The sequence below is a fragment of the Nocardioides okcheonensis genome (genome assembly GCF_020991065.1).
GTDB lineage: Bacteria > Actinomycetota > Actinomycetes > Propionibacteriales > Nocardioidaceae > Nocardioides > Nocardioides okcheonensis.
The window spans coordinates 3,719,235-3,731,350 of sequence record NZ_CP087710.1 but is presented as its reverse complement, the minus strand read 5'-3'; the positions used below and the strand labels follow the sequence as shown (position 1 = coordinate 3,731,350).

The 12,116-nt window shown below is 74.4% G+C and carries 12 protein-coding genes and 1 riboswitch; of the genes, 4 read left to right on the top strand and 8 right to left on the bottom strand.

Annotation, left to right across the window (positions count from 1 at the left end):
* Positions 1-3: 3 nt before the first annotated feature.
* Complete coding sequence (locus LN652_RS18145) at positions 4-693, bottom strand: hypothetical protein (RefSeq protein WP_230441986.1); 690 nt, start codon at positions 691-693, stop codon at positions 4-6.
* 98 nt (positions 694-791) lie between these two features.
* On the opposite strand from LN652_RS18145, the gene LN652_RS18140 reads away from it, so the two are divergent.
* On the top strand, positions 792-1,778 hold the full coding sequence (locus LN652_RS18140) for a malate dehydrogenase (protein WP_230441985.1): 987 nt from the start codon (positions 792-794) through the stop codon (positions 1,776-1,778).
* Between the two features lie 94 nt (positions 1,779-1,872).
* On the opposite strand, the gene LN652_RS18135 is transcribed toward LN652_RS18140, so the two are convergent.
* The 6 genes from LN652_RS18135 to LN652_RS18110 form a co-directional block, all read right to left on the bottom strand.
* The gene (locus tag LN652_RS18135) at positions 1,873-2,253 is read right to left on the bottom strand and encodes a DUF3017 domain-containing protein (protein WP_230441984.1); all 381 of its coding nucleotides are present in this window, start codon (positions 2,251-2,253) and stop codon (positions 1,873-1,875) included.
* Positions 2,250-3,104: a bifunctional methylenetetrahydrofolate dehydrogenase/methenyltetrahydrofolate cyclohydrolase gene (locus LN652_RS18130; protein WP_230441983.1), complete on the bottom strand. Its 855-nt coding sequence runs from the start codon at positions 3,102-3,104 to the stop codon at positions 2,250-2,252. The genes LN652_RS18135 and LN652_RS18130 overlap by 4 nt, the downstream gene beginning before the upstream one ends.
* Positions 3,105-3,204: 100 nt before the next feature.
* Complete coding sequence (gene purH, locus LN652_RS18125; protein ID WP_230441982.1) at positions 3,205-4,782, bottom strand: bifunctional phosphoribosylaminoimidazolecarboxamide formyltransferase/IMP cyclohydrolase; 1,578 nt, start codon at positions 4,780-4,782, stop codon at positions 3,205-3,207.
* Positions 4,783-4,817: 35 nt separating this feature from the next.
* Positions 4,818-4,896, bottom strand: a riboswitch (ZMP/ZTP riboswitch).
* 2 nt (positions 4,897-4,898) lie between these two features.
* Complete coding sequence (gene purN / locus LN652_RS18120) at positions 4,899-5,531, bottom strand: phosphoribosylglycinamide formyltransferase (protein ID WP_230441981.1); 633 nt, start codon at positions 5,529-5,531, stop codon at positions 4,899-4,901.
* Positions 5,532-5,540: 9 nt separating this feature from the next.
* Positions 5,541-6,737: a YibE/F family protein gene (locus LN652_RS18115; protein ID WP_230441980.1), complete on the bottom strand. Its 1,197-nt coding sequence runs from the start codon at positions 6,735-6,737 to the stop codon at positions 5,541-5,543.
* 3 nt (positions 6,738-6,740) lie between these two features.
* A complete protein-coding gene (locus LN652_RS18110) occupies positions 6,741-8,030 on the bottom strand; it encodes a cell division protein PerM (RefSeq protein WP_230441979.1) in 1,290 nt (429 codons plus the stop codon).
* Between the two features lie 137 nt (positions 8,031-8,167).
* On the opposite strand from LN652_RS18110, the gene LN652_RS18105 reads away from it, so the two are divergent.
* The 3 genes from LN652_RS18105 to LN652_RS18095 all read left to right on the top strand — a co-directional run bounded on the left by LN652_RS18105 (position 8,168) and on the right by LN652_RS18095 (position 11,195).
* Positions 8,168-10,057 carry a SigE family RNA polymerase sigma factor gene (locus LN652_RS18105; RefSeq protein ID WP_230441978.1) on the top strand — a complete coding sequence of 630 codons (1,890 nt, stop codon included), beginning with the start codon at positions 8,168-8,170 and terminating at the stop codon, positions 10,055-10,057.
* A 36-nt stretch (positions 10,058-10,093) separates the two neighbouring features.
* Positions 10,094-10,843, top strand: a complete 750-nt coding sequence (locus tag LN652_RS18100; protein ID WP_230441977.1) for a hypothetical protein — start codon at positions 10,094-10,096, stop codon at positions 10,841-10,843.
* A 142-nt stretch (positions 10,844-10,985) separates the two neighbouring features.
* Positions 10,986-11,195, top strand: coding sequence for a hypothetical protein (locus LN652_RS18095; RefSeq protein ID WP_230441976.1), 210 nt, complete (start codon positions 10,986-10,988; stop codon positions 11,193-11,195).
* 27 nt (positions 11,196-11,222) lie between these two features.
* Here LN652_RS18095 and sucD read toward each other — a convergent pair whose 3' ends face one another.
* Positions 11,223-12,104 (bottom strand): succinate--CoA ligase subunit alpha, encoded by an 882-nt coding sequence (gene sucD / locus LN652_RS18090; protein WP_230441975.1) that lies wholly within the window; start codon positions 12,102-12,104, stop codon positions 11,223-11,225.
* Positions 12,105-12,116 lie beyond the last annotated feature (12 nt).

Below are 12,116 nucleotides of genomic sequence, written 5' to 3'. Positions count from 1 at the left end.
GCGCTAGTCCCCCGGCGCGGCCGTCCAGCCCGCGTCGAGGTCGGTGACGCCGACGAGGCCGACACCCTTCTCGTACACGCTGCGGGTCGTGGTGCCGGCCTCGTCGCGCACCTGCAGCAGCGCGCTCGTCTGCTCCTCGATGGTCCGGCTCGCCCGCGCCCGGCCGGGGACGTCGCGGGTGAGCCACCCGTCGCCGAGCCGCGGGTCGGCCGGCATCGCCAGCCCGGCCTCGGCGCCGTCCTCCCCCGCCCGCCAGTCACCGCCACCGGAGGCGTCGTCGTCCGCGCCGACGAGCCAGACGTTGCCGTCGGTGTCCTGCGCGTACCAGCTGGTCGACGTCGAGCGGGCGCCGCCGAGGTCGGTGACCGTGGTGACGCCGGTCGCCTCCAGGCCGCCGACGTCCTGCGTCGCGTCCAGCACCGTGGTCTCGACGGAGCCGACGGCGGCGCCGTCGCGGGTCACCTCGAGGGCCTGCGTGGCGCCCAGCTCAAGCGGGAACCACGGGTTGTCGATGCCCACCACGAAGTCGTCGGGGTCGGGCGTCGGGGTCGGGACGACGAGCCCGTTGATGCCCGGGGAGTCGTAGGGCGCCGGCTGCCCGATCCCCGCGCAGCCGGACAGTGCGAGCGGCAGCGCGCCCGCGACGACCACGGCCGCGGCGAGGCGGCGTACGGCGCGGGTCCCCCTCGTCATGGGCGTCAGCATGCCAGCCGCACACCAGCGGACGACGGCCGATCCGGCGCTGCTAGCGTCAGCAGGACAACCGAGACCATCCTCACGAGGAGTACGACGTGACCTCCGAACCTCTCAAGGTGGCCGTGACCGGCGCCGCCGGCCAGATCGGCTACAGCCTGCTCTTCCGCCTCGCCAGCGGTGCCCTCGCAGCCGACCGCCCGATCGAGCTGCGGCTGCTCGAGATCGAGCCGGCCCTCAAGGCGCTCGAGGGCGTCGTGATGGAGCTCGACGACTGCGCGTTCCCGAACCTCGCCGGCGTCGAGATCGGCGCGGACGCCGAGAAGATCTTCGACGGCGTCAACCTCGCCCTGCTCGTCGGCGCCCGCCCGCGCGGCCCCGGCATGGAGCGCGGCGACCTCCTCTCGGCCAACGGCGCGATCTTCACCGCGCAGGGCAAGGCCCTCAACGCGGTGGCGGCCGACGACGTGCGCATCGGCGTCACCGGCAACCCGGCCAACACCAACGCCCTCATCGCGATGAGCAACGCCCCCGACATCCCGCGCGAGCGGTTCTCGGCGCTCACCCGCCTCGACCACAACCGCGCGATCTCGCAGCTGGCCGCCAAGACCGGCGCTGCGGTGACCGACATCAAGAAGATGACGATCTGGGGCAACCACTCCGCCACCCAGTACCCCGACCTGTTCCACGCCGAGGTCAAGGGCCAGAACGCCGCCGAGGTCGTCGGCGACCAGGCCTGGCTGGAGAACGACTTCATCCCGACCGTCGCCAAGCGCGGTGCCGCGATCATCGACGCCCGCGGCTCGTCCTCGGCCGCCTCGGCCGCGTCGGCCACCATCGACGCCGCCCGCGACTGGCTGTTCGGCTCGCCCGCCGACGACTGGGTCTCGATGGCCGTCGTGTCGCAGGGCGAGTACGGCGTCCCCGAGGGCCTGATCTCCTCGTTCCCCGTCACCACCTCCGGCGGCGACTGGACGATCGTCGAGGGCCTCGAGATCGACGACTTCTCCCGCGCCCGGATCGACGCCTCGACCGCCGAGCTGGCCGACGAGCGCCAGGCCGTCACGGAGCTCGGCCTCATCTGAGCCGAGTCGGCATCAGCTCACGCACCACCCGGCCGAGTCGGCGCGCACGTCGCGCCGGCTCGGTCGCATCTCACGCCACCGTCGGCCGCCTCGGTCAGAACCCGCCGGGCTGGTCCGGGATCGAGCCGGCGAGGAACACCAGCGCCCCGCCGAGGGCGGCGAGGACGACCGCGTCGAGCACCTTGTGGCGTACGGCGAGCATGCCGGCGTCGCGGCCGCGCAGCACCAGCCGGACCAGCGCGGCGAACACCAGCGCCCCGCCCATCAGCCGGATGCCGGCGCGCCAGTCGCCGAGCCCCACCACGACCAGCGCGGCGCCGACGACGCCGAGGACGAGCAGGTAGAACGCGCCCCCGATGGTCGAGGGGTAGCGGCGCGGGTCCTCGGGGTCGACCGGCTCGGCGGAGACCGGCTCCACGGACTCCGGCGGCTCGATCTGGGGCTCGGCCGGGCCGCTCGGGTCGCGGTCGGTCATCCGGACGACCGGGCGGACTTCTCGGCGATCTCGACGATGTTGGACAGCAGCATCGCGCGGGTCATCGGCCCGACGCCCTTGGGGTTCGGGGAGACCCAGCCCGCGACGTCCCAGACGTCGGGCGCGACGTCGCCGGTGACCTTGCCGTCGACGCGCGAGACCCCGACGTCGAGGACGGCCGCGCCGGGCTTGACCATGTCGGCAGTGATGATGCCCGGCACGCCGGCGGCGGCGACGACGATGTCGGCGTCGCGCACGTGGGCGGCCAGGTCGCGGGTGCCGGTGTGGCACAGGGTGACGGTGGCGTTCTCCGAGCGGCGGGTGAGCAGCAGCCCGAGCGGGCGGCCCACGGTGATGCCGCGCCCGACGACCACGACCTCGGCGCCGGCGATCTCCACGCCGTGGCGGCGCAGCAGCTCGATCGAGCCGACCGGCGTGCACGGCAGCGGACCGGGCTCGCCGAGCACCAGCTTGCCGAGGTTGGTCGGGTGGAGGCCGTCGACGTCCTTGTCGGGGTCGACGCGGGAGAGCAGCGCGAACTCGTCGAGCCCGGTGGGCTGCTGGACGATGAAGCCGGTGCAGGCGTCGTCGGCGTTGAGCTCGTCGATGACGGCCTCGACCTCGGCCTGGGTGGCGGTCGCGGGCAGGTCGCGGCGGATCGAGGTGATGCCGATCTCCGCGCAGTCCTTGTGCTTCGCACCGACGTACCAGTGCGAGCCGGGATCGTCGCCGACGAGCACGGTGCCGAGCCCGGGGACCACCCCCTGCTCCTTCAGCGCGGCGACCCGCTGGGCGAGCTCTGCCTTGATGGTCCGCAGGGTGGCTGCGCCGTCGAGGGTCTGTGCCGTCACCCGAGGCAGTCTAGGGCCGCCCGACCCCCACGCGGCGAGCGGTGTCCCACCCACGGTCCACGCGTCCGGACTGTGGGGTGGGGCACCGCTCCGGCAGCGCTCAGTGGAAGAAGTGCCGCGCGCCGGTGAGGTACATCGTCACGCCGGCCGCCTCGCACGCCGCGACCACCTCGGCGTCGCGCACCGAGCCACCGGGCTGGACGATCGCCTTCACGCCGGCGTCGATGAGGATCTGCGGACCGTCGGCGAAGGGGAAGAACGCGTCGGACGCGGCCACGGCGGACGCGGCCCGCTCCCCCGCCCGCTCGACCGCGAGGCGGCACGAGTCGACCCGGTTGACCTGACCCATGCCGACGCCGACCGAGGCACCGTCGGCCGCGAGCAGGATCGCGTTGGACTTCACCGCGCGGCAGGCACGCCACGCGAAGGCGAGGTCGGCGAGCACCTCATCCGAGGCGGCCTCGCCGGTGGCGAGGGTCCAGGTCGACGGGTCGTCGCCCTCCGCGGAGATCACGTCGCGCTGCTGCAGCAGCAGGCCGCCCGAGATCGCGCGCATCTCGCTGCCGCCGCCGGCGGGCGCCGGGCACTCCAGGATGCGGATGTTCTTCTTCGCCTGCAGCGCTTCGATCGCCCCGTCCTCGTAGCCCGGGGCCACGATCACCTCGGTGAAGATCTCCGCGACCTGCTCGGCCATCGCGACCGTCACCGGCACGTTGGTGGCGATCACGCCGCCGAAGGCGCTCACCGGGTCGCACTCGTGGGCCTTGCGGTGGGCGCTCGCCACGTCGTCCGCGACGGCGATGCCGCACGGGTTGGCGTGCTTGATGATCGCGACGGCCGGCCGGTCGAAGTCGTACGCGGCGCGGTGGGCGGCGTCGGCGTCGACGTAGTTGTTGTAGGACATCTCCTTGCCGTGGTGCTGCGTCGCCTGGGCGAGGCCGGGGCCGCCGGGCAGGAAGCCGCTGGCGTAGAGCGCGGCGGACTGGTGGGGGTTCTCGCCGTAGCGCAGCACCGCGAGCTTGTCCCAGGTCGCGCCCATCCAGGCGGGGAAGCCGGTGCCGGCGCTGGTGTCGGTGAGCGCGTTGCCCATCCAGGACGCGACGTGCACGTCGTAGGTCGCCGTGTGCACGAACGCCTCCGCGGCCAGGCGCTGGCGCTCGGCGAGGGTGAAGCCCCCGGCCGCGACCGCGGCGAGGACGTCGGCGTACGCCGCGGGCGAGGTCACGATCGCGACGCTGGGGTGGTTCTTCGCGGCGGCGCGCACCATCGACGGGCCGCCGATGTCGATCTGCTCGACGCACTCGTCGGGGCTCGCGCCCGACATCACCGTCTGGGTGAACGGGTAGAGGTTGCTCACCACGAGGTCGAACGGCTCCACCCCGAGCTCCTCGAGCTGGGCGACGTGGGAGTCGAGGCGACGGTCGGCGAGGATGCCGGCGTGCACCCGGGGGTGCAGCGTCTTGACCCGGCCGTCGAGGCACTCGGGGAAGCCGGTGAGGTCCTCGACCTTCGTCACCGGCAGGCCGAGCGACTCGATGAGGGCGGCCGAGCCGCCGGTGGAGACCAGCTCGACGCCGGCCTCGTGCAGGCCGCGGACGAGGTCGTCGAGACCGGCCTTGTCGTAGACCGAGACGAGCGCTCGGCGGATCGGGATGCGGTGCTCGGCATGGGAAGACACGGGACTCCTCGGACGGATCGGGATCGTTGTCGAGTCGAGGGCACCCAGGCGTTCGATGCACCTCGCGCGTCACTCCCCGGTGGTGGCCCACCTGCGCCAGTCGTGTGAGCCGCAGACTACCGAGCCGGGGCGCCGATGCGAACCCGGCGGCCCTCGACCGCGACGCCCTCGCGGGCGATCCGGCCGACGGCGTCGACGAGCATGGCGCGCTCGGCCGCCTTGATCCGCTCGTGCAGCGACGCGACGTCGTCGTCCTCGCGCACGTCGACCGGCACCTGCGCGACGATCGGGCCGGTGTCGACGCCGGCGTCGACCACGAACAGCGTGGCGCCGGTGACCTTGACGCCGTGCTCGAGGGCGTCGCGCGGGCCGTGCATCCCGGGGAAGGCCGGGCACAGCGCGGGGTGGGTGTTGAGGGTGAGGAACCGGTCGAGGAAGTCCTGGGCGAGGAGCTTCATGAACCCCGCGGAGACGACGAGGTCGGGCTCGAAGCGCTCGACCACCGTCGCCAGGGAGGCGTCCCAGCCCTCGCGGGTCTCGAAGTCCGACACCTTCCGGACGAACGTCGGCACCCCGGCCCGCTCGGCGCGCGCGATCCCCTCGATGTCGTCGCGGTCGGCGCCGACGGCGACGACGCGTGCGCCGTAGGCCGGGTCGGCGCAGGCGTCGAGGAGTGCCTGGAGGTTGGTGCCCGACCCGGACACCAGGACGACGAGGCGGGCGGGCTGGGAGCCGGGGACGTGTGCCACGCCCGGATTCTAGGCGCGGTGCGACCCGCCGGTCGTCCCGGCGCCGCGCCCGCGGACGAGCAGGCCCGCGACGAGCGCCGCGATCGCCGTGGTGACCGGCACCGCGGCGACGATCCCGAGCCCGCCGACCAGGCCGCGGACGACCTCCTGGGCCACCACCTCCTGGCTGACCGCGACGCCGAACGGCAGCTCGAGCGCCGAGAACACCAGCATCAGCGGGAGCGTGGCCCCGACGTAGGCGAGGACGAGCGTGTTGACGGTCGAGGCGACGTGGGAGCGACCGATCCGCATCGCGCGCACGAACAGCGACCGGGTCGTGGCGTGCGGGTCGACGTCGGCCAGCTCCCAGACCGCCCACGTCTGGGTGACGGTGACGTCGTCGAGGACGCCGAGCGCGCCGATGACCAGCCCCGCGAGCAGCAGGCCGCGGAGGTCGACCTGGGCGGCGATGGTGGAGATGTACTGGCTGTCCTCGCCGACCAGGCCGGTGAAGTGGCCGACCGTCGTGAACGCCCAGCCGAGCCCGCCGATCACCACCAGGGACACGAGGGTGCCGAGCATCGCCACCGTGGAGCGCACGGTGAAGCCGTGGGAGAGGTAGAGCGTGACGACCATGCTGGCCGCCGCGGTGACCACCGCGACCACGAGCGGCGACGACCCCTCCATGATCGCGGGCAACGTGAATACCGCGATCAGCACCAGCGTGAACGCGAGGCTGACCAGCGACCCGATGCCGCGCCAGCGCGAGAGCAGCAGCACGCCGGCCGCGAACAGCACCGTCAGGGTGAGCAGCGGCCGTCCGCGGTCGAAGTCCTGGAAGGCGTACTGCTCCCCCTCGGGCGCGGACGGGGCGTGGGACACGATGATCCGGTCGCCGGGCGCCACCTCGGGAGCCCCGGGGCCGTAGGGCAGGATCACCAGGTCCTCCCCCGGTGCGCCGGGGCCGCTGAGCAGCTCGACGAGGGCCGCCCGGCAGCCGTCGGAGTCGCGCTGGCAGGCGCCGATCGACTCGACGCGGGCCGTGCCGCGCTGGACGTCTGCCCCGGGCGTGGTGAGCTCGAGGTCGCCCGAGGGCCAGAGCACGAAGAGCCCGACGAGGGTGGCCAGGACGAGTGGTCCGACCAGCGCGGACATCAGCACCCGGAGGTGACGGGGCGCGGGCCCGAGCGAGGAGTCGCCCGGGACGTGGCTGTGGCCTGCTCCCACCCCTCAGTCCTCGGCGGGAGCAGCGGTCGTCGACGCCGCGTCGGCGTCGGCGTCGTCGGTGGACCCGTGCGCGGCGGCGGCCCGCCACCGCAGCAGCGCGAGCAGCGCCGAACCGAGCAGCGCGCCGACCCCGCACGCGGTGACCGCGTGGACCAGGACGTCGGGCACGAACGGCCCGACGAAGCGCATCCGTCCCGGCCCGGCGGCACCGCCGGACAGCGCCGCCAGCACCGCGAGCGCGAGGCCGGCGGCCAGCCCGCCGCCGCAGCCGGCGAGGACGGTCCGGTCCCAGGTGAGCAGGCGGGTGCGCAGCGTCCGGTGGGCGACGACCGCGGAGACGAGCGGCACCACCGCCATCGAGGCGCCCATCCAGCCCGGCGGGGTGCCGACCGCGGGCAGGGCCGCCAGCAGCGGGAAGACCGGCAGCGGCCCGAGCACGACCGCGGCCGGGGACACGACGGTGGCGCCGCCGACGGCGAAGCCGGGGCCGAGCAGCCAGGAGCCGGCGAAGAGGGAGGCGTTGGGCAGGAACGCGGCGTTGACGAGCGCGTAGAGGGCGGACTCGCCCGGGCTGGGGTGCAGCCGGGCGGTCATCGTGGCCGCGTCGTCGAAGGAGAGCGCGAGGGCGAGCAGCACGAGCAGGCCGCCGAGCACGACCAGCCGGACCAGCAGGGCGACCGCGACCGCCGTGGCGGCGCGCAGCGCCACCGGCACCTGGGCGGCCCAGATCGCGGCGCGCCCCGAGCCGGTCGCGATGGCCGGAGCGGCGACGGTGGCGGTGAGGAGGACGGTCCAGCCGAGCACCCGTGGCACGGACGGGTCCGCCGTGGCGCCGGCCGCGAGCGTCGCGACCACCACCGCCACGACGGCGTACCCGGCGAAGAAGAGGGCGACCGCGGTCGGGACCGTCAGGTCCCGCTCGCCGTCGGAGATCCGGTCGGCGTCGGGCCCGTGGCCGGAGAGCGAGTCGCCCACGCGGTGGCCGAAGCGCCACATCGACCACGCCGCGATCGCGGTGATGCCGAGCGGCACGATGGTCACCCGGACGCCGAGCACGGTCAGCCCCGAGCCGTGGCCGGCGAGCCAGGCGAGCGCGCCCATCCGCATCCCGTCGCGCGGTGCGCCGTGCACGCCCGCGTCGGTGGCGAACCAGCCGATCACCCCGGCCGCGAGCAGCACGACCAGCGGACCGGCGGCGGCCAGCACCCCACCCAGCGTGGCGATCAGCACCAGCGGGCGGGGGCGGGCAGGGTCGGTCCTCGCGGTGTCCGGACGGGTGAGCAGCGACGTCATGGCCGGCCCATCATCCCCCGGGCGTGGGCGCGGTTCGCGCTCCCACGCCGCCCGGTCGGCGCAGGGCCGTGGCGGCAGCGGGCGGCCCCGGGGAAGATGTGCACGCGCTGGTGTCACTCCCGTACCGTGGAGCGGTCATGAGGAGCCCGGAGACCTTCGACGCCTACTACGTCGAGACGCGCACGCGACTCCTGCACGAGGCCTACGCCCTGACCGGCGACGCACCGGCGGCGCGGGCCGCGGTGCGGGACGCCTTCGTCGTGGCGTGGCACCACTGGCGCAAGGTCGCCCTCCTCGACGACCGCGACGCCTACGTCCGCCCGCTGGCGCTGCGCCGGGCGCGCCGTCGCCACACCGCGCGCATCTGGCACCGCGACAAGGCGCTCGCGCCCGAGACCCGGCTCACCCTCGACGCGCTGGCCAAGCTGCCGGCGCGCCAGCGCGAGCTGCTGGTGCTCAACGGGCTGTCCGCGCTGTCCCTGTCCGACATGGGCCGCGAGGTCGGCCTGCCCCGCGCCGAGGTGGAGCGCGAGCTGCAGACCGCGACCTCCCAGTTCTCGCTGCACCGCGACGTCCCGACCACCGAGGTCAGCCGCCTGCTGCACGACCTCGCCGAGCCGCTGGAGTCGGTCCGGTGGCCCCGCGCGACCGCCGTCCGGCGTGCCGGCGCGGCGCGACGGCGTACGCACACCGTCATCGGGGCCGGCCTGGCGACCGCTGCGCTGGTGGTCTCGGGGTCGCTGGTCGCCACCGGCTCCGGCACCGAGCCCACCAGCCTCGCCGAGGAGAAGGCGGGCCCGGGCGTCACGGTCCACGCCCCCGTCGACGACACGTCCGGGCGGCCCGTGCTCGACGAGGCCGCCCTGCTCGGGCCGGCCCAGACGGCCCGGTTCGGCCGGGGCCTGGACTGGGAGGAGACGGGCACCGCGGCCACCGGGCCCGACGGCGACCTGCTCGCACCCTGCCAGCGCGAGCCCGTCGCCGATCCCGACGGGCTCGCCGCCCTCGCCCGCACCTGGGAGGGCTCCTCCACGCGGACCGCGCGGCGGGGCGACGGCGCGACGGGCAACCGGCAGCGCGGGCAGCGGACCGAGGTGACGTCGACCGCCGTGCAGGTCGTCGAGCGCTCGCGCGACCGCGAGGCCGCCGGCGCCGCCTTCGAGACCGCCTCGCTGTGGTTCGCCGGCTGCGCCGACCCGCGGACCCAGCTCCTCGCGACCCGCGACGTGAAGCGGGTCGGCGACGTCGCGCGGGAGTTCCGGCTCCGCACCTGGGGCAGGCAGCCCTCCACCGTCTCGGTCGCCCTCGCCCGCACCGGCGACCTGCTCGTCACGACCGTCGTCAGCAGCCGCGGGAAGCCGGTCAGCGACAGGGACGCGACCACGTCGCTGGCCGCCGCCGTCAACGCGCTGTGCGGCGCCGACGGCGCGGGCGCCTGTGCCGGGCGGGCCCGCACCCGGACCGCTCCTCCGCTCGACCTCGGCACGGGCTCCGGGATGCTCTCGGTGGTCGACCTGCCGCCGGTGACGGCCGTGCGTGGCCCCTGGGTCGGCCCGGACCCGACGCGGGCCCGGACCAACGACGCCGCGACCCGGTGCGACCGCACCAGCTTCCAGGCCAAGGGCATCAGCAGGGCCCTGACCCGGACGTTCCTCTTCCCCGAGACCCGCAACGCCGCACAGCTCGGACTGACCCAGACGGTGGGCTCGATGCGCGAGGCCGCCGCCGAGAGGTTCGTCGAGCAGGTCCGCACCCGGATCCGGCAGTGCGGCCAGGCCAACCTCGGCACCTCGGTCACGCCGTTGGCCGCCACGTCGCGCGGTGACACCGAGATGCAGGCGTGGGCGCTGTCGATCGAGCTGAACGACCAGCAGTCCTTCCCGTTCCTGATGGCGATCGTGCGCGACGGCGGCGCGGTCTCCCAGCTCGGCTTCGCGCCCGACCGGAACATGACGATGTCGCGGCCCGACTTCGTCGCGCTCGCCCGGAGGGTCCAGGAGCGCCTCGCGACGCTCGACGCGTCCTGACGCAACCTTTTCGCGTCCCCGGCTGTCTCACAGGGCATGAGGCACCGCTCCCGGCTCCCGACCGCCGCCCCGGCGTGCCTGCTGGCGTGCCTGCTCCTCGTCACGGGGTGCTCCGGCGACCGGGCCGACGAGGGCGCCTCCTCCGCCACCGGCAGCGCGTCCTCGACCGCTCCGGGCGAGACGTCCTCGGGCCAGGAGGACGCCACCACGCCGCCGCCCCTGACCACCATCCCCGACGACTTCCCGCTCGCCGCCGGCATGGGAGCCCCCGCCGACGACGTCGCGACCGCCCGCAGCGGCGCGGGGCTGCGCACCCTCGAGCTGTGCGGCACCGCCCCGCTCCGGGGGCTCAGCACGCGCGACCGGATGGTCGCCGACAACAGCGGCGGCGAGGCCGCCGACACGCGCGAGCTGGTGCTCCTCGGCAGCCCGGACGACGCCCGCACGGTGGCACGGATGTTCGTCGACCTCGCCACCGACTGCGACCGACCCGACGTGCGCGACGGCACCCGCACCCAGACCCGGGTGCTCGGCTCGGCCTTCGGACCCGGGCCCGCCACGACGCTGCTCCAGACCTACACGTTCGACGACGAGCCCGGCACCGGCGCCACCGTCGTCCACGTCGTGCCGGTGGGAGCCGCGCTGCTCGTCACCTCGACCTACGGCCCGTGGACGCGCGGTGACGTCGACGCCGCGGTCGCCCGCACGACGCGTCCGCTGCGCGAGACCGTCGCGGCGCTCACCGCGTTCGACGAGCCGGACGACGACGCCGGGTCGTCCGGATGAGGGGCCGATGCGGCCCCGGAGCCGTTCGCGACGTACCGTACGTGCTTGCACGCGCTCGGACGCCGCAGGCTCACGAGGTCGACGAGACCACCGCAGAGACCGTCCCAGCGATGTGCCAGCTCATGAAAACGGGGTAATCACGATGTCCATTCCTTCGACGCTCGCCAGCTCGGCGTGCCCGACCCTCCCGTCGCCGCGGCGCGCCTCGGCGACCGCTCCGGTCCGCCTGCTCGGCGCCCACGTCGTGTGGCGCCTGCTGTGGGAGGCCCACCCGCCGGCCCGTGCGGCCCGCGCGGTCCGTCCGGAACGCCGGACGGCCCCGCAGGAGGACCTGCGGGGCCGTCTGGAGTGACCCGGCCGGAGCCGGACCACGGGCTGCTCAGAGCTTCTGCAGGACCTCGCGCATCAGCGCGGCCGTCTCGGACGGCGTCTTGCCGACCTTGACCCCGGCGGCCTCGAGGGCCTCCTTCTTGGCCTGCGCGGTGCCCGAGGAGCCCGACACGATGGCGCCGGCGTGGCCCATGGTCTTGCCCTCGGGAGCGGTGAAGCCGGCGACGTAGCCGACGACCGGCTTGGTCACGTGCTCCTTGATGTAGGCCGCCGCGCGCTCCTCGGCGTCGCCGCCGATCTCGCCGATCATCACGATCGCCTTGGTCTCCGGGTCGTTCTCGAAGGCCTCGAGGGCGTCGATGTGGGTGGTGCCGATGATCGGGTCGCCGCCGATGCCGATGGCGGTGGTGAAGCCGAAGTCCTTCAGCTCGTACATCATCTGGTAGGTCAGCGTGCCCGACTTCGACACCAGGCCGATCGGGCCCTTGCCCGCGATGGTGTGCGGCGTGATGCCGGCGAGGGACTCCTCCGGGGTGATGATGCCCGGGCAGTTGGGGCCGATCATCCGGGTCTTCTTGCCCTCGAGGTACTGCACGACCTCGGCGGTGTCGAGGACCGGGACGCCCTCGGTGATCACGACGAGGAGCGGGATCTCGGCGTCGATGGCCTCGATGCAGGCGTCCTTGGTGAACGCCGGGGGCACGAAGGCGACGGACACGTCGGCGCCGGTCTCCTTCATCGCCTCCTCGACGGTGCCGAAGACGGGCAGCTCCTTGCCGCCGAGCTCGACGGTGGTGCCGGCCTTGCGGGCGTTGACGCCGCCGACGATGTTGGCGCCGGACTCGACCATGAGGGTGGTGTGCTTCGCGCCCATCCCGCCCGTCATGCCCTGGACGATGACCTTGCTGTCCTTGTTGAGGTAGATGCTCATTCTGTCAGTTCT

What these genes read in the sequence shown, in the direction of transcription:
- LN652_RS18145 (WP_230441986.1), bottom strand. Translation starts at nt 693, where the DNA reads ATGACGAGGGGGACCCGCGCCGTACGCCGCCTCGCCGCGGCCGTGGTC.
- LN652_RS18135 (WP_230441984.1), bottom strand. Translation starts at nt 2,253, where the DNA reads ATGACCGACCGCGACCCGAGCGGCCCGGCCGAGCCCCAGATCGAGCCG.
- LN652_RS18110 (WP_230441979.1), bottom strand. Translation starts at nt 8,030, where the DNA reads ATGACGTCGCTGCTCACCCGTCCGGACACCGCGAGGACCGACCCTGCC.
- LN652_RS18105 (WP_230441978.1), top strand. Translation starts at nt 8,168, where the DNA reads ATGAGGAGCCCGGAGACCTTCGACGCCTACTACGTCGAGACGCGCACG.
- LN652_RS18100 (WP_230441977.1), top strand. Translation starts at nt 10,094, where the DNA reads ATGAGGCACCGCTCCCGGCTCCCGACCGCCGCCCCGGCGTGCCTGCTG.
- LN652_RS18095 (WP_230441976.1), top strand. Translation starts at nt 10,986, where the DNA reads ATGTCCATTCCTTCGACGCTCGCCAGCTCGGCGTGCCCGACCCTCCCG.
- sucD (WP_230441975.1), bottom strand. Translation starts at nt 12,104, where the DNA reads ATGAGCATCTACCTCAACAAGGACAGCAAGGTCATCGTCCAGGGCATG.